The following is a 19,247-nucleotide window of genomic DNA, read 5'->3' on the forward strand; positions in this document are numbered from 1 at the left end:
CAGGGAGCAGCTGCTGGTAGAGCGGTGATGACGAAGGGATGGATGAATGTGAGTACTACGGAGAGGCTTGTTAAGCCGGAAGCTATGATTTTTGATATGGATGGCACGTTATTTCAGACGGAGACCTTGCTGCGGCCGGCGTATCACAAGCTGTTTGATACACTGAGAGCAGAAGGGCATCACCAGGGAGAGACGCCGGATGAGCAGCTTATGCTGGGCAGCCTGGGCATGCTGCTGGAGGATATTTGGAAACGGGTGATCCCGAATGGAACACCGGAGGCTCACCGCCGGGCGGACGAGCTGCTGCTTCAGCTGGAGCTGGAAGGCCTGGAGAACGAAGAGGCGGCCCTGTATCCGGGGGTCACGGAGACGTTAGCAGAGCTCAAGCAGCGCGGAGTCCGGCTGTTCGTGGCAAGCAATGGCTTGGAGGACTACGTCAAGGGCATTGTCAAAGCACGCCAGCTGGCTCCGTTATTCGAGGGCCTGTACAGCGCCGGGGAGCATGAAACGTCCAGCAAGGTGGATCTGGTTGCGCTGCTGCTGAGCAATCACGGCATTGAGCGTGCCTGGATGGTGGGAGACCGCTCGTCGGACGTAGAAGCAGGCAAGGAGAATGGACAAACGGTAATCGGCTGTCAATATGCCGGCTTCGGTGGAGAGCAGGAGCTGAAAGGCTCCGATGCGATGATTACAGCTTTCCCGGATCTGATCAGGCTGTATGACCAGGCAGAAGATCCATCCTAAGCTGCAATAAGCAAGGCCGTCCGGCAGGATCAGAGAAGATCCTGCCGGGCGGCCTTGCTGGTTTCTCAGCTAGATCAGGCCTGCTGACTTGGCTTTTCGCCGATCGTGCAGCCAGAGCGCATATTCCAGCGGCCGGGTGAGAGCCGTTCGGTAGGCCTCCTTATCACCGATCTGGGAGAACACCTCTCTGGCCGGCTTCGGATTGACCTCCAGCAGGAGGATTCGGCCTTCGCGGTCGATTGCAAGGTCCAGAGCCAGCTCACACAGCGCTCCGTAGCGCTCCTCCAGAAAGCGTGACACATCTATGCCGAGGCGGCTGGCCTCCGCATGAATATGGTTCCGCTTGGAAGGGTCTGCAATCCATTCGTCCAGCAGCTCGTTCATGGGCATTGCACGTCCGCCGCCATGCAGATTGGAGGTAATGCTGTTTAAGGCGCCGACCCGGCCAACACAGCCGGTGACCTGCCACTCCCCGTAGCCGTTCTTCTGCACAAGCATGCGGTAATCATGGACTCTGCCGTTAGGCAGCTCCAGTGCAATAGCCTCCTGCACCAAATAATGACCGGAAACGCCCCATCCGGAGAGAAACGTGCCCAGTGTGGCAGCAGGCACCTTGCGCGGAGAGATAATGGCCCGTTTCGTATTACGTCCCCGGACATCATAGGCTGTGCTGGCTGTGCTGGAGCGGGCTATGCGCAAAATCCCTCGTCCTCCTGTGCCGTTAATCGGCTTGAGGTAGACGGCAGGGTGGCGCTGCAGCATCCGCTTTACATCCCCGTGCCCCTGGACCAGACGAGTGTCTGGCAGATGCGGCCGGAATCGCTTCAGCGTATAAAGGTCCTGGTGTACCGTCCATTTGTTCCGCAGCGGACGATTGAGGTACAGCAGATGCCCGTATTTGGAGCGGAAGCGGAGCAGCTGCTGAAACCGCGCACTTTTTTGAATCCGGGACCGGTCATAGATCATTGCTGGAAAAGGGCGGCGCTGCCGGATCCATCGGCCATGTGAAGGGTGATATACCAGCGCGTTTACCACACCTCCCTGCACATCCGCAGGCGTAAAGACGAACACATCCAGCCCCAGCTCCCGGCCTGCGATAATCATCTTCTCATAGACTGCAGCTTCTTCCAGCTTCTTTCGCTCATTTAAATATAAGGTAAGAATACCTAAGACGGGCTTAGACACAGCCAATCACCTACTTGCGTGGATTGTGGTTCTTTCCCCGGAGCCAGAGGTGCCTCGGGCCAGCGGAACAAGAGGCAGGAACGCGACGTCTCGGCATCCCGGGTCATCCCGATGGCGGTCATGCCGGCCTGAAAGCACAGCCTCAGGGCGGCAGCATGCAGGAGCGGCACTTGGCAAGTGATCCTGCCATGGAGCTTCTGCTGGGCTTGGAGGAGGGCAGTGCCCAGCCTGCGCCTGCGATATAACGGATGGACGGCCAGGAGAACCGCCTGCTCCCCGCAGCGGGCGGTGAACAGCACACCGACCACGGTGAGGCCTTCCTCCCCTCTCACTGTGACCCCCAGCAGAGAGGTCCCGGGCTCTTGCAGTTCCTCATATTTCAATTGCTCCAGAACCCGGATTTCCTTGGTCCAGGTTCTTTGGCCTGCATAGCGGAGCATAAACTGACAGCAGTGACGACGGATAGAAGGCCAATCCGCCTTCCGGTGCGGTGCAAGAGAGATTAATTCCACAGATGAAGGCTCCTTCCAGGTGCAAAAAATCAGGAACGATGTCCTATCAGATAATGACAATATTTAAAAATACGTTCCAGCGACCGCTTCCGAATGTTCGGCTCATCGAATTTCATCGGCCTGGCGTTCGCTTCAAAAAACCATAAGCTTCCGGAGGTATCAATCCCGAGATCCATCGACATTTCGCCAAGCTGATACTCCGAGCCCTTCTCGATCTGCTTCGCGATCTGCACAGCGGCATTGCGCACTCGCCCCAGAATGTCCTGGCTTCGCTCCGGTCCGAACACCGCAGTCAGCAGCTTCTCGGGATCCTCAATCGAGCCGCCGCGCGGCACGTGGGTTGTGATGCTATCTGCGCCGGCCATTCTGGCGCCGATGCCGGTGACGCTGAAGGAGCCGTGCTCCGCCTTCTGGACCAGGAGCCGCAGGTCAAAGGGCCGGCCGTGAAGTGCAGCTAGCTCGATGCCCTGCTGGATCAGGTACGGCTCTCCGGTTGTCTCCTTATAGACTCTTTGCCAGAGTCGTTCCAGTGTAGCGGCTTTATACGTGGTGCTGCCCCGGTTGTTCTGGATTTGCAGACGATACGGCAGCGCCTTGCTGCTCTGATGCTTCAATCTCATGATGCCGTGTCCCGCCTTCCCCTCTTCCGGCTTTAAGTACAGGTAGGGATGGCTCTTGATCATGTCGCAGAGAGAGGAGAACCCCTTCAGCTTCTTGGTGGCAGGTGCCCATTGGCGAGTCTGGCGGGATTGATTGAGCCAGTCAAACAGCTCTCTTTTGTTGAAAAAATAAGGGTTATACAGCTCCAGCCGGGGGTGACGGAGACAGGCCTTGATCTTGCGGGTCACCTTCGGCTTCGCCTCATCCTCCCGCGCCGGAATCCGGTTGTAGATCACCCGGGGGAAAGGGAACAGCTTCTGTTCCCAGGTCTGGTCCCCGGCAGGGATAAAGCCCCGAAGGACCGGCGAATCAAGATCCAGATCCTTGACGGTCAGCACATAAACCTCAAATCCCATGTCTCTTCCGGTCCTGATAATGTCCTGAAAATTATGACGGTTGCCTCGAAACATCCGGTAAGGATCGGACATGGTCAGAATGGCAACGACAGGCTTGGCGGCTTCCGGACTGCGGCTGATCATGAGTCATTCCCCCGCAGGAAGCCGCTGAGATACAGACTGTGCTCAAAAATATGCTCCACCGATGCCTTACCCTCCGATTTCAGCAGCGGATGCGCAAAGATCGAGCGGCCCGGCTTGGAGTTCGCCTCGAACATCCAGATCTTCTCATCCTCGTCGATGCCGATATCAAAGCCGATCTCCCCGAGCACATGGGCATGATGATTCTCGATCGCCTCGGCGAGCGCGATGGCGGCCTGCTTGGCGCGCTCCAGCACGTCCCGGGAACGGGAGCCGAATACACGGGAGAGAGCCTGCTCCGGCGTCATGAGGGAGCCTCCGTTCTTGATGTGGGTAGTTACGCTGCCGCGGCCGGCCTTTTTCGCCCCGATGCCGACGACGCTCCAGCGGTTCTTGGCATTCTTGTGCATGTGAAAGCGAAAGTCGATCGGACAGTCGTCAATCTCGATCAGCCGGATGCCCTGCTGAATGACATAGTGCTTGAGCGCCGGACCATGCTTGCTTTGGAGCATCTTCATCAGGCTGGAGAAGCTCGGGAATTTCAGCAGGGTGTTTCCTCCAGAGCTGCTGTACCGTGCAAAATACCCCTTCTTCGGCTGATGCGTAAGCCGGTAAATACCGTTGCCCAGACTTCCGGCCGAAGGCTTGTAGTACACAAAGCGGTGACGGTCCATCATATCCCGGATCCGTTCGGTGCCCGGGCTGTTGTACGTTTCGGGCACATATCTCCCGGCCTGGGGATCGTTCTCCAGCAGGTTGTAAATATCGGATTTATTGAAGAACGCCCAGTTAAAAAAGACGATATTTCTCTTCAAGAAGCGCTCCCGAAGCTGATTGGTCGCATTGGAAAAGTCCGTTTTCCGGCTGGGCAGCCGGTTGTACACTACGTCTGGCAGCGGCACCGTCTTGCGCACGAATTGACCTCCGGCGCTGAGCACATAGGCATACACGGTTTCCTTCTGCCAGTTAATGTCCTTGGGAGAGAAGGCATACACATACATTTTCTTGCCGCCTTCGCGCAGCAGCTGCTTGATATAGCCGGTTCTGGAGCCAAAAGGGCTGCCGGGCGCCGAAGAGCCGTCAGAGAGCACGCCTACCACCGGACCCAGATGAAGCTGGCCTTCCCGCGGTGTGTGAACATAGGCTCCCCCGGAGCGGGGCACGCGGACCTGGCTCCGCAGACCGGAGCTTAAATACAGATGCTTCCCGGATCGTTCAATGGATTTCAGCGGAACGGAGATATAGTCCGTGCCGACATGAAGCTGTATCTGTTTTTTTCCTGTAAGTCCCATGCTTCTCAGGAGCGAGCCGGACATGAATACTGCTTTCTCGGGCTGCTGTGAGAAATGAACGTTACTGAAAGTCAAACTCATGGATTAACCCTCCTAAGTTGTCGAAGCAGTAAATAACGGGCATACCGGAGAGGGTTCATGACAGACTGCTCCGCTGCCCCGGTATCACCTGTCTGGGTAAACACGCGCCGTCCCGGCTTGGAGTTAACCTCCAGCAGCCAGACTGTGCCCTTAGCGTCTACGCCGAAATCGATCCCGAGCTCGCCCAGGCGTCCAAATCCCTCTTCCAGATCGGGAGGGATCAGCTCGCTAAGGTGATGGATGGTGTCCATGATCCCGGCTGAAGCCGCCGAGCCGAATCGAGATATCAGGCCAGGCAGCACCTGTGCTGCTCTGCCTCCTCCGTGGAGATTGGAGGTGAGGCCTTCACAGCTGCCTTCCCGCAGTGCAGAGCCGGTCAGGCACCAGCGGCCCTGGCCGTTCTTTTGTACAAGCACGCGAATATCGAACGGTCTTCCATCGGCACTGGTCAGCTGCAGAAACGGCTGCATCACAAAGCTCCGGTGCCCGGTAAATTGGAAGATCCAGCCAGGCAGCGAGGCAGCATGAGTACGGTGTCTGAACGGCACATTATCTCGGGTGCGCCCCTTTAGTACGGCGTGTGCGCCTTCTTGATGGATATAGAGCGTATGGCTGCCGTGAGATCCGGCGCTGGGCTTCATAAATACGTCTCCCTGAAAGCGGTGCAAGGCATTCCGGAGCGAGGCGGGTCCCGTGTATCTCAGCGTCAGCGGGAGAGCCGCGGAGAGGTGAGGGCACTGCTTCAGCCGTTCGTATACCCTCCATTTGCCAGGCAGCCTGCGCGACCACAGTATACGCTGGGTCTGCTCCGCCTCCTGTACAACGGCCGCTGCGTGCTGTGCTTCCCGGGCATTGCCGGACAGACAGCGGTCAAAGATCAGCTCCGGCACTGGAAAAAAGCCCTCTATCCATTCCTGGTCCTGCACAGCATACCCCTTGATGGATTTGAAGCGATCGCGCTTTAGAGAGTCTGACAATTCATAGCTGTCTGCGCAGAAGACGTACGCTTGAAGCTCTAAGCGGCGGGCAGACAGGCAAAGCTGCTTCAGAAATTCCCGATCCGAGAAGGGGGGAGAGCCCTTCTTTCGGCTAACCATAATACCGAGCGTTCCGATGCTTGTTGTCAATCCCGCCACCTCCTTATTGAAAGCCGCTTAAATACTGGGAGTACTGCAGAAGTCTCATAGCGGAAGGCCGCACCTTGTCTTCATTGTTCAGCGGCGCATCATCGCTCTTGGACGGCTTGGAGTTCACCTCCAGCAGCCAGATCCGGCCGGACGTATCGACAGCGAGATCAATGCCAAGCTCCCCGAAATGATAGGGAATATACGTCTCGACGCCCTTGGCGATCTCCAGCGCGGCTTGCTCCATCTTGGCAGGCAGCTGATTCTTGAAGGCTGCTGACAGGCTGCTGCCGGCCAAAGCCTCCTTGACCGTGGACAGTGTTCCGCCGCGGGCCAGATTGGACACGAAATGATTTCCGCCTGCAATCCGCCCGACGATGGAGGTTACGCTCCATTTGCCCTTCATATTTTTGTGAACGAGGGCCCGGAAATCGACGTTTTTCTTCTGATTACGAATCAGATTTAATCCCTGCTGGATCTGATACCGCTCTTTCGCGAGCTTCCCTGACAACCCGCTGTACAGCTTCTTCAAAGAGCTGTATTGACGGCGTATGGTGCCTTCAAGGGAGGTGGTCAGCGTGTGGCAGCTGCCGTCTGGCTCCAGCGTGATGCGGATGATGCCCTTGCCCAAGCTGCCGCGAACCGGCTTCAGGAACACGACCGGATAGGAGCTGCACATTTTTTTCAGCGTGGGATAGCTCTTCAGCAAATAGGACTCAGGCAAATACCTTTTCAAGCGTTCATCGGCGGCCAGCGCCTCAAACACCTCGGACTTATCCAGGAATTTTTCATTGAATACCGGCGTGCGATAGCGTGATTTTACTTCTTTCATGAAATGCTGTACGCTAGGACTATTCTCCAGTTTCCGCGTAGCGAGCCGGTTGTTGATGACGTCAGGCAGCGGAACGGGACCCTTTTTCCAGCCCCGGTCATACCAGATGCCTTGAAGCGACTGGGAGCCGGTGCCGATCATGTCCGGTGTGAAAAAGTAAACGAATGCGCCCAGCTTGCGGCTGGCATGTATCATTTCCATGCAAAAGGATGAAATGGACCCGAACGGCTTCTCCCGGTCCTTGGGGTCATAGCGGCCGATCATCACGCCAAGGACAGGTCCAAGCTTTAACACATGATCGGCGGCGCGATACGCTGCGCTCACTACCGTTCCAGGCAGCAGGCCGGCGGCTTGGGACAAGGAGGGGCTGATGCGAATGGCGTATAGTTTTTTGCCGGGTACAATACGGATCTCCTGTCTGAAGGAGCCGAACTCAAGCGTGAGGGACTGATCTGTGGGAATTCGAAGTGACTTGATCAGCCTCTCGCCAAGCCGGATATGGTTCTCCGGCAGGGTGCTGGTGGTAATGAGCTGTACCGGCAGCTTGGTTTTGGACATCATGGATCTCCTTCCGACAACAACTTGATGTCTGATGCGCAGACGACAGGCTCTGTCTGAACATTTGCATGTGATTTATCATATGGAGACATATATCCCTTGGTGATTGTACAGGTCTGGAAAAAGGAGGGCTTTTGAAGCCATGCAGAGCGGGCTGTTTATTCTAATCAATATGTGTGTTGCCGCATTTGTCGGCGGAATTACGAATCATTTTGCGATCAAGATGCTGTTTCACCCCCGAAATGAGGTCAAAATATTCGGGCGCCGCCTTCCCTTTACGCCCGGACTGATTCCAAAGCGCAAGCAGGATATTGCGAAATCGCTGGGTGAGGTCGTCTCGCAATATCTTGTTACCAGCGAAGGGCTGCAGGAGATGCTGCAGAAGCCGGCCTTCCGCCAGAAGGCGGTGGATACATTGTCCGCGAAGCTGAACAGCCTGGCAGAAAGTGAAGACTCCGTTAAGGATGTGCTGCTGGGGATCTGGAGTGAAGAGGAGTGGGAGGCTTTGAAGGGCAAGGCCCTGCAGTCGGCCCGCTCTGCGGTAAATCGGTCTGCTGTATCTATGTGGGCGGCTTATGGCCTGGAGGAGAAGCCGGTGAAGGAGCTTGTTCCGGGCTGGTCGGAGGACAAGCGCCGCCAATGGAGCGAGCAGGCGGCCGAAATGGTGCTGAAGGAGCTTGGCGATACGCTGCTGTCGGCAGAGGGACAGCGGATGCTCCGGAAAATGACCCACTCCATGGTGGACAAGGCAGGGGGATTTTTGGGCACGATGGCGGCTCTGTTCGTAGATGAGGACAAGCTCGTCCAGAAGCTCACGCCGACTCTGATCGGCCAGCTGGAAGGGGGTCGTGTCCACCGCACGGTGGCAGACATCATTGCAGCCAAGCTGGAGCAGTATGGAGAGATGCCGCTGGGCGCGCTAGTGCAGTCCCTGGCGGGAGAGCCTGCGCTGGAGCTGCTGCTTCAGAAGCTGGAGCAGGTCCTGCCGTGGGAAGAATGGATGGCGCGGGGCGAGCAGGTCACCATCGCGGAGATCGTTCGGCCCCGTCTCGCTGCCTTGCAGGAGGCTCTGCCGCAGTGGGTGGACAAGGGGCTCGGTATGGCGAGCTCGGCGGTTCCGGCACTGGTAAAGTCGATCCGGCTGCCGGAGCTGGTGCAGGAGCAGGTGGAAAGATTTCCGGTAGAGCGTCTGGAGCAGGTTATTTTAAGCGTGTCGGGCAAGGAATTTCGGGCGATTACCTGGCTGGGAGTGGCGCTTGGGGCCCTCATTGGCCTGGTTCAGTCTTCGATTACCATTTTGTGGCTGAAGTAATTATGGTTTTCATTTCATACGGCAGCGCCGTTTACTACCAAGGAGGCACCAACGATGAGCAATATTTATGATAAGGCGAACGATCTGGCAAAAGCGATGAGAGAAAGCGAGGAAGTGCAGGAAATTACGTCGGCGATGAAGCTGATTGAAGGCGACGCCGAAAGCAAGCAGATGCTGAACAGCTTCCGCGAGCGGCAGATGGAAATTCAGCAGCGCATCATGACTGGGGATATGCCGTCCCAGGAAGAAATGGAGCAGGTGGAGAAGCTGTTCGAGGTGCTTAGCATGAACCTCAGCATCCGTCGTTTGTTCGATGCCGAGCGCCGTCTGAGCGTCATCATTGAGGATGTAAACAAGATTATTTCAGATAGCCTGCAGGATCTGTACGGACCGGCGCAGCCATAATGGAGCTGTATTTTTTGCTCACTTGAGAGGTGAGTCTGCCTATAGAGAAGCATTACTTTGCCAGGGCACTGCCCTTGGGCAGGGTAATGCTCTTTTTTTGCCGGGATTCCCTAACTTGTCTCATAATTTCGCTCCGTCTCTCATAGAGTAGAACTATAGAGATTGAATCATAGAGGAGCTGGATATCATGAATCGGAAAAAAAGCAAAGTCAAGCATCTGATTTACCTGGTCATCGCCCTGGCGATGCTGCTGTACGCCTTGCCAAGCATCTCGTTCGCTGGAGGCTTCTCGTGGGCGGCGCTATTCGGAGCCGTATGGGCCGGCTTTGCGCTGCTCGTCATTGGCTCGCATCTGCACATTCTCATCGGCGTGGACGAGGCGAAGCAGAAGGCACTGGATGAAATCCGCCGCGAGAAGCTGAAGCAATGGCAGCTGAAATGGCCGGAGGAGCGGGAAGCCCGCAGCATGTCTGCCGGCGAATAATACAACGATACTCATGAGGGTATAGAGGTGAAATGCCAGGCAAGGCGCTGTCAGAGATGTGCTGCTGACGGCGTCTTTGTTATGCTGTGTGCTGGAATTACAGACGACATGAGGTTTCACGAGCTAACATGGATAAGCTGGGCTGGCATGATATAATAGTAACAGAGTAGTACAGATGTAACCCAGGGGGTGTAACAGTTGGACATCAAGGACGAGACGGTAACCAAGCATGAACAGCTGGTGCAATATATTGAAGGCTTGAAGATTGGAGAGAAAATATCGGTCCGAAGGCTGGCGAAGGAGCTGGCGGTCAGCGAAGGGACGGCATACCGGGCAGTAAAAGAGGCAGAATCCTTAGGCATTGTCATGACCAAGGAAAGAATCGGTACCGTGCGCATCGAGCGTAAGCCGAGAAATATATCAGAGCAGCTCACCTTTTCTGATGTCGTTAACATCGTGGAGGGCCATGTGCTTGGCGGGTCAGAGGGCCTCGATAAAAGCCTCTATAAATATGTAATCGGTGCGATGAAGGTGGAGGCGATGATCCGTTATATTGATGCTGGCAGCCTTATGATCGTAGGGAACCGGGAGGATGCTCATATTCTGGCGCTGGAGCAGGGAGCAGGCGTGCTGATTACCGGCGGGTTCGGGACTAGCCGGGAAGTTAAGCAGCTGGCGGATCGGCTGGGGCTGCCGGTGATGTCCTCGCGTCATGACACATTTACCGTGGCGTCGATGATTAACCGGGCGATTTTTGACAGGCTGATCAAGAAGAAAATTATGCTGGTGGAGGATATTGCAGGTGAACGTCCCAAGATCCCGCCGCTCAAAAACTCAGTCACTGCGCTGGAATTCCGGGAGATGGTCCTGCGCAGCGGCGAGGAGCGCTTCCCGGTAACCGATGAGTGGAACCGTGTCATCGGGATCGTAGGAGCGAAGGATACGGCGGTGCTGGCGGATCATCAGGCGATCGACAAGGCGATTACGCGCAATCCTATTACCGCTACGCTGAAGACTTCACTGGCGTCCGCGGCCCAGATTATGATGTGGGAAGGCATTGACTTCCTGCCGATTGTGGACCGGAACCGGAAGCTGGTAGCGACTGTGACCCGCAAAGAGGTGCTGGAGGCGCTACGCAATGCGCGGAATCAGCCCCAGATGGGAGAAACCTTTGATCAGTTAATCTGGAACGGAATGGCGGAGGATCGGGACGAGCAGGGGAAGCTGTTCTTTCACGGATTAATTACACCGCAGATGGCGACTGACCTCGGGACCATTTCTCAAGGCATTCTGACCACGGTCATGAGTCAGGCTGCATTTCGCGCGGCCAAGGATTGGACGGGCGGGGATTATGTATTGGATCAGCTTTCCACCTTCTTCATCCGTCCGGTGCAGATTGAGGATCCCATTGTAATTCATCCAAGCCTGCTGGAGCTGAGCCGCCGGACCTGCAGGCTGGAAGTCGAGATTGTGCATGATTCCAGCCTGGTTGCAAAGTCGGTCATGACGCTGCAGTCGATTGACCAGGGATAGCGGTGACAGCGGAATAAGCAGGCTTAGCTGTTCGCCTTCTGCTGGCGGCTGTAATAGGAGCGGCTGCGCAGCCCAGCGAATATATTAAACGCGCCAAGCACCATAAATATGGCTTCGACAATGACAGCCACCGTGGAGCCGCTGAACATGAGCATGGCCAGCACAGACAGCACGATAAGCATCACGCCCATCCACACGTTGGTCAGCGCCTGATGTCTGCCCCGTTCCAGGGGATCTCGCTTGCGGCGGGCGCGGACACTGTTCAGGGCAGCCAGCACACAGGCTGCAGCAAGTACAAAAATAAGTGCATATTTGAGCATATCCATCATTAGAGGGGCACTCCTTCTACATCATAAAATATTTATGAACCTTTAGATTACTCCGTCAATAGCCTTTCGTATTGTATCATGAATCCCCTCCCGTTTGAATCTTCATGTCAATCTCCACCCAGATTTGCAGCACACCCTCCATCACGAGCATGGTCCGAATCTTGACCGTAAAGCTCTTATCTCTAATCTTGTATAATTTATCCTCCAGCAGTGAACGGGCCAGCTTGCTGTCTGTATCAATATCAAAGACGCTTCTCCCCCGGAGAGCAGCGAGATCTTTGCCGAGCAGCTGCAAAATTTCCTTGATCACAAGGCTGTCCAGCTCATTGTTCTTCTGCTCCGCGCGCAGCTTGATTTCCCGGATGACGGTGGGCTGCTTGTTGTATTTCTTCAGGTTCTGAATATCCTCCTCATACTGGGAAATCTGAATCTGCATGTCACGATTGTTCATCCATAGCTTGTTGTAGCTGGCATGATACAGCGAGTTATACACAATGCTTCCGATGACCATGCCCAGGACCAGCAGGGAGGCTCCATGATAAAGGTGGCGGTATCGACGAAACTGCGGCACTCTCATAATGTATCCTTCAGCTCCGGTCCTGGCAGACCCATTTCACCAGCTCGCTGCCCATATGGGCGCCAAGAAAGGCAAAGACGAGATACAGCACCTGCTTGATGGCGGGAGAAAGATTGCCTCCCAGCATATTGCTTTCAATGACGCGCATGGGATCAATCGTACCGCCAACCGCTGCAGCGAGAGCCCAGATTTTAATCCGGTCGGCGACGTCCAGCATCGTCTGCGTCGGCGGCTGCATGGAGAACACGGCACCGATCCCGCCCACCATGGCACCCCCAAGCACAATCCCGAACGCAATGAAGAAATCCAGTATGGCCTTGGATAGAAATACATTCATCTCATTTGCAGCCCCTTTCTGCGGGCAGGACCGTGACCGCCTGTCCATAAGTCTCCTGTTCCATTGTATGGGCGTCTGAAGGCACATTATGATAAAATAGAAGAGAAAATTCATACTGACATCCTTGATTTCCGCACCTTGCAGAGGGAGCGGCAAGGCATAGAAGGTTATTCCTAAGGAGGCGTGCCATGAGCTCTTTCGTGCATCTACACGTGCACAGTGAATACAGTCTGCTCGACGGGGCTGCAAAGCTGACAGAGCTCGTTCAGCAGGCAGCTGAGCTGGGCATGAAATCACTCGCCCTTACCGATCATGGCGTGATGTATGGCGCTGTGCCATTTTATAAATTATGCAAGCAGCACGGAATCAAGCCGATTATCGGCTGTGAGGCTTATATTACGGAAGGCTCCCGGAAGGACCGGGGAAGCCGCAAGGATCAGCCGATCTACCATTTAATACTGCTGGCGAAGAACGAGACCGGCTATCGCAATCTGATGAAGCTGTGCTCCATCGGCCATTTAGAGGGCTTTCATTATAAGCCCCGGATTGATATGGAGGCTCTGGCGGAATTTCATGAAGGCATTATATGCCTGAGTGCGTGCCTGGGCGGCGAAGTGCCGCAGCAGCTGCTGCATGGCCGTACCGATGCCGCGCGGGAGGCGGCTTTAAGGTACAAGGAGATCTTTGGACCTGACTATTATCTGGAGCTGCAGGACCATGGCCTGCCGGAGCAGAAGCGTGTCAATCCTCAGCTGATTCAGTTATCGCAGGAGCTGGACATTCCGCTCGTGTTAACGAATGATGTTCACTATTTGGCGCCGGAGGATGCCGAGGTCCAGGATGTATTGATCTGCATCGGCACAGGCACGAACGTGGAGGATGACAGCCGGCTGAGAATTCCGACCCGGCAGCTGTACTTGAAGAGTGCTGAGGAGATGGGTCGTCTGTTTCCCCATGCCATGGAAGCGGCGGCTAATACCGTCGCCATTGCGGAGCAGTGCTCTCTGGAGTTGACCTTCGGGCAGTCCATTCTCCCGGAGTACCGGCCGCTCCCGGAAGGCATGGACGCTGCCGCTTATCTAGGCCAGCTGTGCCTTGAAGGGCTTGAGCTGCGTTATCGCGGCAGTGAACGGTGGCAGGATGAGGCCATGCGGGAGGAGCTTCATCGTCGGCTTCATTATGAGCTGGGCGTCATTGAGAACATGGGCTTTAGCCATTATTTCTTGATTGTGTGGGATTTCATTGCATATGCCCATCGGCAGGGCATTGCTGTTGGACCGGGCAGGGGCTCTTCTGCAGGAAGCCTGGTAGCGTACACCTTGCAGATTACGAATGTGGACCCGATGAAATATCATTTGCTCTTCGAGCGCTTTCTGAATCCGGAGCGGGTGAGTATGCCGGATATCGACATTGACTTTAGTGACGAGCGGCGCGATGAAGTCATTGACTATGTGGTTGATAAATACGGACGTCAGCACGTGGCTCAGATTATTACCTTCGGTACGCTTGCAGCTAAGGCCGCCGTGCGTGATGTCGGCCGCGCATTGAACGTGCCCTTTGGAGATGTAGACCGCACGGCCAAGCTGATTCCGAATCAGCTTGGCATCCGCATTGCCCGGGCTGTCGAGGACAGTCCCGGCCTGAAGGAGCAGTACGACAGCAAGCCGAAGGTGAAGCAGCTGCTGGATATGGCGATGAAGGTGGAGGGCATGCCCCGGCACGCGTCGACGCATGCCGCAGGCGTGGTCATTTCCAAGGAACCGCTGACCGAGACGGTCCCGCTTCAGGAAGGCAGCGAGAAGACGGCTTTGACGCAATATTCGATGGAGAATCTGGAAAGCATCGGCTTGCTGAAGATGGACTTTCTGGGGCTTCGAACCCTGTCCATTATCGAGCGAAGTATGAGATGGATTCAGGAAACGGGGCTGACGCCGCCGGACTGGAGCAGAATTGCTGATGACGATCCCGCTACCTATGCCATGCTGGGCCGAGGCGATACGACGGGAGTATTCCAGCTGGAGTCGGCAGGGATGCGAAGAGTGCTGAAGGATCTGAAGCCAAGTGGATTTGAAGATATTATTTCCGTGCTGGCGCTGTACCGTCCGGGGCCGATGGATTTTATTCCGAAGTACATTCAGGCCAAGCACGGCGTCATCGAGCCGGAGTACCCGCATCCGGACCTGGCCGAAATATTAGGCGACACCTACGGCATTATTGTCTATCAAGAGCAGATTATGCAGATCGCGTCCCGGATGGCAGGGTTCTCGCTGGGAGAAGCAGATCTACTGAGACGAGCGGTCTCCAAGAAGAAGCGTGAGGTGCTGGATCTGGAACGGGATCATTTCGTGACCGGCAGCTTGAACCAGGGCTATTCCGGGGATGAAGCGAATCGGGTGTACGATATGATCGTTCGCTTTGCGGATTACGGTTTCCCGCGGGCGCATGCCGCGGCATATGGTGTCCTTGCCTTCCAGACGGCGTATCTAAAGGCCCACTATCCTGTTCATTTTATGGCATCCATGCTCACCGCGGTCATGGGCAGCCACCGGAAGGTGGCGGAATATGTGCTGGAATGCCAGCGGATGGGCATCAAGGTGCTTCCCCCTGACGTGAATGAAAGCGGGAGCCTGTTCACCCCGGTAGCGGAGGCTGATGATGCAGAGAATGGCGGGTCTCCCGGGTTTATTCGCTTCGGGCTTGCCGCAATCAAGAATGTCGGGACCCAGGCTGTGGACAGCATGGTCCGTCTTCGTGAAGACAAGCCCTTTGAAAGCCTGCTGGATTTCTGCCGCCGGATTGACCTGCGGGTCTGCAATAAGCGGGTGATCGAGTCACTTATTCAGGCTGGTGCCTTTGACTCTCTGCCAGGGCACCGCTCGCAGCAGACCGCCATGGTGGATGAAACCGTGGAGGCCGCGCTGAAATGGCGGAAGGAGCGAGAGGATCTGCAAATTCAGCTCTTCGACTTTGATGTGATTGAAACGGCGAATTGGGATATTGAATATCCGGATATTCCGCCGTATTCCGCCAGCCAGCAGCTGGAGCTGGAGCGGGAGCTGCTCGGCATGTATCTCTCCGGCCATCCTCTGGATGATTATGACGAGCTGCTGCAAGAGGCCGGAACCGAGCGGCTGATGGACTTGGACGAGGCTGCCGATGAGTCCCAGGTTACGGTGGCGGGTATGGTGGTCGCGGTCAAGACGATTACCACCAAGCAGGGCAAGGCGATGGCCTTTGTAGAATTTGAGGACCAGATTGACCGCTGCGAGGTGGTGCTCTTTCCGGAGGTCTGGAGAAAGAGCAGCCCCTTCATTGAGAAAGGTGCGCTGCTGGCCCTGCGAGCCAAGGTCCAGCAGCAGGACGAGGGCTTCAAGCTGCTTGCCGAGGAGGCAGCGCCGCTTGAACGGGACCGGCTGCAGCAGCTTGTAAGGCGATCCCGAATCGGGCGCAAGGAGCGGTCCGCTGTGAGACCGGCTGTCAGGCCGCCGGAATCCACTCGGAAGCAGCAGGGGATGCCGCCTGGGGAAGAAATGAAGCAATCACCCGGGAACGGCTTCAAGGAGCAGAGCGCAGGTCAGCGGGTATTTATCAAAATATCTCCGGACTGCGAGGACCCTCAAATTCTGTCGAGGCTCAAGAAGCTGCTGCAGCAGCACCGGGGGCCAGCGGCGACAGTGCTATTTTATGAAAGCAATCAGAAGGCGCTGGCCCTCAGCGAGGCCTACCGGATTGATCCCAGGGACGTATTGGTAGCCTCGATCGAGGAAATGCTGGGTAAAGGCAGCGTAAAAATCAAATAGCGGTTCATTTATAATGAACATTTCATATCCCTCCTGCATACACTTAAGGACACCACGGAATGGATACATTTCGTGGCTGCTGCCCGGCGCGCCGGTGACGTCGCAAGCGAGCACCAGCGTGCTAACGGTATTGTGCGGGAGGGATTTTGTATGTCAATGGAACTGGCAGAAAGCATGCTTCTAGAACGGGGCGTCAGCGTGTCTGCAATTGCAGACATTGTGTTTCAGCTGCAGCAGAAATATCATCCGGATCTGACATTAGCAGCGTGTGAGAACAGCGTGAGGGCTGTGCTGGGCAAACGGGAGGTGCAGTATACTCTCTTTACAGGCATTGCATTAGACAAGCTGGCTGAGTCACGGCTGCTGCCCGAGCCGCTGCAATCGATTATGGATCAAGATGAGCCATTGTACGGAGTAGATGAGACTCTGGCGCTGGGCGTGACGAGCATTTACGGTATGATTGGGCTGACCAGCTTCGGATATTTAGATAAGGAAAAGATCGGGGTCATTCACACTTTAAATGAAGACAGGAAATCCGTTCATGTGTTTCTGGATGATCTAGTTGCCGGCATCGCCGCAGCGGCATCCTCGAGAATTGCGCACAATAATCCTGGAGCGGCTTCCTACACCTCCTCCACCGACTGACCGCGAACGACAAAATCAGTGATTTTTTAGGACCATTGCCGGAATCATGCCTGCTCAGCCCCTCTTCTCTTTTGTTGAGGTAAAAATAGAAGTGTGTTATCATTATCCATTATATCGGCTCAGGATATGCCTATAGCATGAAATTAGGGGGATCTGAAAGGCATGTGGACGGTAATATATATCGCTCCCACCTCCAAGGTGGCAGAAATGATTACAACCAGGCTGACAGAAGAAGGGTTTTTGGTTCAAAGCCGTCCTGTGAATCTTTCAAAGCAACAATACGAGATACGGGTACCTTCGGGGGAGCTGGACGAGGTACAGGAAGTGTTGAATTCGATATTGCACCCCTAGCACAAGGGTTACATAGCGAAGCTTGCCAGATACAAATGATGAATATCGCTTAGTTTGCGGCCATTCAAATATACGGCTGGAGAGGTGTAGTTGTGTTTAAAGATCTGTTTCAGAAGAAGAGAAGATACGCCACCATTCCCTCTGATCAAGCGGTGAAGTCCGGGCAAAGAGAAGAGGGAGAACGCCCGAAGCGCGAAATCCCGGAAGGGCTTATGAACAAATGCGTCAAATGCGGCGTGATTCAGTACAGCAAGGAGCTTGAGAAGAACCTTAAGGTATGTCCGGAGTGCGGGCACCATATGAGGCTGAATGCCTTGGAACGTATTGGGATCACGCTCGATGAGACAAGCTTTGAGGAATTTGATGCGGATATGATTTCGGTAGATCCGCTGCAGTTTCCGGGATACGCCGGCAAGCTGGAGCAGCAGAAGATGAAATCGGGTCTTCATGATGCCGTTGTTACAGGCAAGGGCTTTATTTGCGGACAGCCCGTTGTGGTTGCTGTGATGAGCTTTGACTTTTTCACCGGCAGTATGGGCTCCGTTGTAGGCGAGAAGATTACCCGGGCGATCGAGCATGCCGGAAAGCATGGGCTGCCGCTTATTATTTTCTCGACCTCCGGCGGCGCACGGATGCAGGAGAGCATTCTCAGCTTGATGCAGATGGCGAAGACGAGTGCAGCACTCTCCCGCTTCGGCGAACAGGGCGGCTTGTATATTTCAGTTATTACAGATCCGACGACGGGCGGAGTATCCGCCAGCTTTGCAACACTTGGCGATATTAACATCGCTGAGCCGGGAGCCGTATTCGGCTTCGCCGGAAGAATCGTCATTGAGCAGACCATCCGCCAGAAGCTTCCGGAGGATTTCCAGACCGCGGAATTCAACCTGAATCATGGACAGCTTGACATGGTCGTCCACCGCAAGGATTTGCGCTCCATGCTGGGCAAGCTGCTCGAAATGCATGCTGTGAAAGGGGAATTTTAATGTCAGGCGAATTACCTTTCGAAAAGCCTCTTGCGGAGATGCGCAAGAAGATTGAGGAATTGAGACAGTTTGGACAGGAGAAGGGCATCGATTTCACGGATGAAATTGCCCGTCTTGAAGAACGATATAAACAGCTGGAGGAGGAGATTTACTCCTCCATTTCCCCTTCCCAGAAAATGCATCTGGCCAGGCACCAGCAGCGTCCGACATCGCTGGATTTAATCCAGCTTATTTTTACGGATTTTATCGAGCTGCATGGGGACAGGCTATATGGAGATGATCTTGCTGTCGTCGGAGGTCTGGCGAAGCTGAATGGCGTTCCGGTGACGGTTATTGGCCAGCAGCGCGGTAAGGATACGAAGGATAACATCGCCCGCTTCTTCGGAAGCGCCCACCCGGAAGGCTTCCGCAAGGCGCTGCGTCTTATGCAGCAGGCGGAGAAATTCAAGCGTCCGATCATTACCTTTATTGATACGAAGGGTGCATACCCGGGGAATACTGCGGAAGAAAGAGGCCAGTCTGAGGCGATTGCCCGCAATCTGCGGGAAATGTCTTCACTAGGGGTTCCAGTAGTATGTGTAGTCATCGGCGAGGGAGGAAGCGGCGGTGCTCTTGCGATGGCTGTGGGCAACCGGATCCTGATGCTGGAGAATGCCATCTACTCGGTCATTTCCCCGAACGGAGCTGCTTCCATTCTGTGGAAGGATGCCTCTAAGGCGGACCAAGCGGCAGAAGCGATGAAGATTACCGCACAGGACCTTCTGGAGATGGAGGTTATTGAAGAGATCGTTCCAGAGCCTATGGGCGGAGCCCATAAGGGCTATGAGGAAAGCGCAGATTACATTAAGGCAGCGCTGCTGCGGCATCTGAAGGAGCTTTCCGAAATGGATGCGTGCGAGCTTGTGGAGGACCGTTACCAGAAGTTCAGAAAGATCGGAAGCTTTGATTTTGCACCTTCACCAAGTCCGGAGCCAGAGGCGAATCCGACAGCGTGACAGGATGTGACAAAATTTCTATACAAACG

General features: G+C 55.2%; 19 protein-coding genes. 10 read left to right on the top strand and 9 right to left on the bottom strand.

Going from position 1 to position 19,247, the window contains the following annotated elements; genetic code table 11:
- Window positions 1–27: 27 nt before the first annotated feature.
- Window positions 28–744 (top strand): HAD family hydrolase, encoded by a 717-nt coding sequence (locus JJQ72_RS00520; protein ID WP_481856807.1) that lies wholly within the window; start codon window positions 28–30, stop codon window positions 742–744.
- A 69-nt stretch (window positions 745–813) separates the two neighbouring features.
- On the opposite strand, the gene JJQ72_RS00525 is transcribed toward JJQ72_RS00520, so the two are convergent.
- From JJQ72_RS00525 to JJQ72_RS00550, 6 genes are read right to left on the bottom strand one after another with little or no spacing between them, the layout of a single operon-like run.
- Window positions 814–1,929, bottom strand: coding sequence for a YheC/YheD family endospore coat-associated protein (locus JJQ72_RS00525; protein ID WP_208202398.1), 1,116 nt, complete (start codon window positions 1,927–1,929; stop codon window positions 814–816).
- Complete coding sequence (locus tag JJQ72_RS00530) at window positions 1,911–2,441, bottom strand: GNAT family N-acetyltransferase (protein ID WP_208202399.1); 531 nt, start codon at window positions 2,439–2,441, stop codon at window positions 1,911–1,913. The genes JJQ72_RS00525 and JJQ72_RS00530 overlap by 19 nt, the downstream gene beginning before the upstream one ends.
- 29 nt (window positions 2,442–2,470) lie before the next feature.
- Window positions 2,471–3,580 (bottom strand): YheC/YheD family endospore coat-associated protein, encoded by a 1,110-nt coding sequence (locus JJQ72_RS00535; protein ID WP_208202400.1) that lies wholly within the window; start codon window positions 3,578–3,580, stop codon window positions 2,471–2,473.
- Window positions 3,577–4,950, bottom strand: coding sequence for a YheC/YheD family endospore coat-associated protein (locus JJQ72_RS00540; RefSeq protein ID WP_138226437.1), 1,374 nt, complete (start codon window positions 4,948–4,950; stop codon window positions 3,577–3,579). Before JJQ72_RS00540 ends, JJQ72_RS00535 begins: the two co-directional genes overlap by 4 nt.
- Window positions 4,947–6,077, bottom strand: a complete 1,131-nt coding sequence (locus JJQ72_RS00545) for a YheC/YheD family endospore coat-associated protein (RefSeq protein ID WP_243895785.1) — start codon at window positions 6,075–6,077, stop codon at window positions 4,947–4,949. Before JJQ72_RS00545 ends, JJQ72_RS00540 begins: the two co-directional genes overlap by 4 nt.
- 13 nt (window positions 6,078–6,090) lie before the next feature.
- Window positions 6,091–7,464, bottom strand: a complete 1,374-nt coding sequence (locus JJQ72_RS00550) for a YheC/YheD family endospore coat-associated protein (RefSeq protein WP_208202630.1) — start codon at window positions 7,462–7,464, stop codon at window positions 6,091–6,093.
- A 142-nt stretch (window positions 7,465–7,606) separates the two neighbouring features.
- Here JJQ72_RS00550 and JJQ72_RS00555 point away from each other — a divergent pair, with 142 nt between their 5' ends.
- The 4 genes from JJQ72_RS00555 (at window position 7,607) to JJQ72_RS00570 (ending at window position 11,198) form a co-directional block, all read left to right on the top strand.
- Complete coding sequence (locus JJQ72_RS00555) at window positions 7,607–8,776, top strand: DUF445 domain-containing protein (RefSeq protein WP_208202401.1); 1,170 nt, start codon at window positions 7,607–7,609, stop codon at window positions 8,774–8,776.
- A gap of 54 nt (window positions 8,777–8,830) precedes the next feature.
- On the top strand, window positions 8,831–9,181 hold the full coding sequence (locus tag JJQ72_RS00560; protein ID WP_138226435.1) for a YlbF/YmcA family competence regulator: 351 nt from the start codon (window positions 8,831–8,833) through the stop codon (window positions 9,179–9,181).
- Between the two features lie 187 nt (window positions 9,182–9,368).
- On the top strand, window positions 9,369–9,665 hold the full coding sequence (locus tag JJQ72_RS00565) for a hypothetical protein (protein WP_138226434.1): 297 nt from the start codon (window positions 9,369–9,371) through the stop codon (window positions 9,663–9,665).
- 198 nt (window positions 9,666–9,863) lie between these two features.
- Complete coding sequence (locus JJQ72_RS00570) at window positions 9,864–11,198, top strand: DRTGG domain-containing protein (RefSeq protein ID WP_138226433.1); 1,335 nt, start codon at window positions 9,864–9,866, stop codon at window positions 11,196–11,198.
- A 23-nt stretch (window positions 11,199–11,221) separates the two neighbouring features.
- Here the strand turns inward: JJQ72_RS00570 and JJQ72_RS00575 are convergent, their stop codons facing one another.
- From JJQ72_RS00575 to JJQ72_RS00585, 3 genes are all read right to left on the bottom strand, one after another.
- A complete protein-coding gene (locus tag JJQ72_RS00575; protein ID WP_138226432.1) occupies window positions 11,222–11,527 on the bottom strand; it encodes a YtpI family protein in 306 nt (101 codons plus the stop codon).
- Window positions 11,528–11,603: 76 nt separating this feature from the next.
- Window positions 11,604–12,104: a sporulation membrane protein YtrI gene (locus tag JJQ72_RS00580; protein WP_138226431.1), complete on the bottom strand. Its 501-nt coding sequence runs from the start codon at window positions 12,102–12,104 to the stop codon at window positions 11,604–11,606.
- A 10-nt stretch (window positions 12,105–12,114) separates the two neighbouring features.
- Window positions 12,115–12,441 carry a YtrH family sporulation protein gene (locus tag JJQ72_RS00585; protein ID WP_138226430.1) on the bottom strand — a complete coding sequence of 109 codons (327 nt, stop codon included), beginning with the start codon at window positions 12,439–12,441 and terminating at the stop codon, window positions 12,115–12,117.
- Between the two features lie 188 nt (window positions 12,442–12,629).
- Between JJQ72_RS00585 and JJQ72_RS00590 the strand changes: the two genes are divergently transcribed.
- From JJQ72_RS00590 to JJQ72_RS00610, 5 genes are all read left to right on the top strand, one after another.
- Complete coding sequence (locus JJQ72_RS00590; protein WP_208202402.1) at window positions 12,630–16,241, top strand: DNA polymerase III subunit alpha; 3,612 nt, start codon at window positions 12,630–12,632, stop codon at window positions 16,239–16,241.
- A 150-nt stretch (window positions 16,242–16,391) separates the two neighbouring features.
- Window positions 16,392–16,886 (top strand): phosphatidylglycerophosphatase A family protein, encoded by a 495-nt coding sequence (locus tag JJQ72_RS00595; RefSeq protein ID WP_208202403.1) that lies wholly within the window; start codon window positions 16,392–16,394, stop codon window positions 16,884–16,886.
- A 162-nt stretch (window positions 16,887–17,048) separates the two neighbouring features.
- Window positions 17,049–17,237, top strand: coding sequence for a glutamate decarboxylase (locus tag JJQ72_RS00600; RefSeq protein ID WP_138226427.1), 189 nt, complete (start codon window positions 17,049–17,051; stop codon window positions 17,235–17,237).
- A 92-nt stretch (window positions 17,238–17,329) separates the two neighbouring features.
- The gene (gene accD / locus JJQ72_RS00605; protein ID WP_138226426.1) at window positions 17,330–18,223 is read left to right on the top strand and encodes an acetyl-CoA carboxylase, carboxyltransferase subunit beta; all 894 of its coding nucleotides are present in this window, start codon (window positions 17,330–17,332) and stop codon (window positions 18,221–18,223) included.
- The gene (locus JJQ72_RS00610) at window positions 18,223–19,218 is read left to right on the top strand and encodes an acetyl-CoA carboxylase carboxyltransferase subunit alpha (protein ID WP_138226425.1); all 996 of its coding nucleotides are present in this window, start codon (window positions 18,223–18,225) and stop codon (window positions 19,216–19,218) included. The genes accD and JJQ72_RS00610 overlap by 1 nt, the downstream gene beginning before the upstream one ends.
- The last annotated feature ends 29 nt before the right edge of the window (window positions 19,219–19,247 follow it).

The sequence above is a fragment of the Paenibacillus sp. F411 genome, from assembly GCF_017582705.1.
Taxonomy (GTDB): Bacteria; Bacillota; Bacilli; order Paenibacillales; family Paenibacillaceae; genus Paenibacillus_AQ; species Paenibacillus_AQ algicola.

Bases quoted from the DNA above. Each gene is read 5' to 3' on its own strand.
- JJQ72_RS00520 (WP_481856807.1), top strand. From the start codon at position 28: ATGACGAAGGGATGGATGAATGTGAGTACTACGGAGAGGCTTGTTAAG.
- JJQ72_RS00595 (WP_208202403.1), top strand. From the start codon at position 16,392: ATGTCAATGGAACTGGCAGAAAGCATGCTTCTAGAACGGGGCGTCAGC.
- JJQ72_RS00555 (WP_208202401.1), top strand. From the start codon at position 7,607: ATGCAGAGCGGGCTGTTTATTCTAATCAATATGTGTGTTGCCGCATTT.
- JJQ72_RS00535 (WP_208202400.1), bottom strand. From the start codon at position 3,580: ATGATCAGCCGCAGTCCGGAAGCCGCCAAGCCTGTCGTTGCCATTCTG.
- JJQ72_RS00575 (WP_138226432.1), bottom strand. From the start codon at position 11,527: ATGATGGATATGCTCAAATATGCACTTATTTTTGTACTTGCTGCAGCC.
- JJQ72_RS00540 (WP_138226437.1), bottom strand. From the start codon at position 4,950: ATGAGTTTGACTTTCAGTAACGTTCATTTCTCACAGCAGCCCGAGAAA.
- JJQ72_RS00600 (WP_138226427.1), top strand. From the start codon at position 17,049: ATGTGGACGGTAATATATATCGCTCCCACCTCCAAGGTGGCAGAAATG.
- JJQ72_RS00590 (WP_208202402.1), top strand. From the start codon at position 12,630: ATGAGCTCTTTCGTGCATCTACACGTGCACAGTGAATACAGTCTGCTC.
- JJQ72_RS00560 (WP_138226435.1), top strand. From the start codon at position 8,831: ATGAGCAATATTTATGATAAGGCGAACGATCTGGCAAAAGCGATGAGA.
- JJQ72_RS00610 (WP_138226425.1), top strand. From the start codon at position 18,223: ATGTCAGGCGAATTACCTTTCGAAAAGCCTCTTGCGGAGATGCGCAAG.
- JJQ72_RS00565 (WP_138226434.1), top strand. From the start codon at position 9,369: ATGAATCGGAAAAAAAGCAAAGTCAAGCATCTGATTTACCTGGTCATC.
- JJQ72_RS00550 (WP_208202630.1), bottom strand. From the start codon at position 7,464: ATGTCCAAAACCAAGCTGCCGGTACAGCTCATTACCACCAGCACCCTG.
- JJQ72_RS00580 (WP_138226431.1), bottom strand. From the start codon at position 12,104: ATGAGAGTGCCGCAGTTTCGTCGATACCGCCACCTTTATCATGGAGCC.
- JJQ72_RS00585 (WP_138226430.1), bottom strand. From the start codon at position 12,441: ATGAATGTATTTCTATCCAAGGCCATACTGGATTTCTTCATTGCGTTC.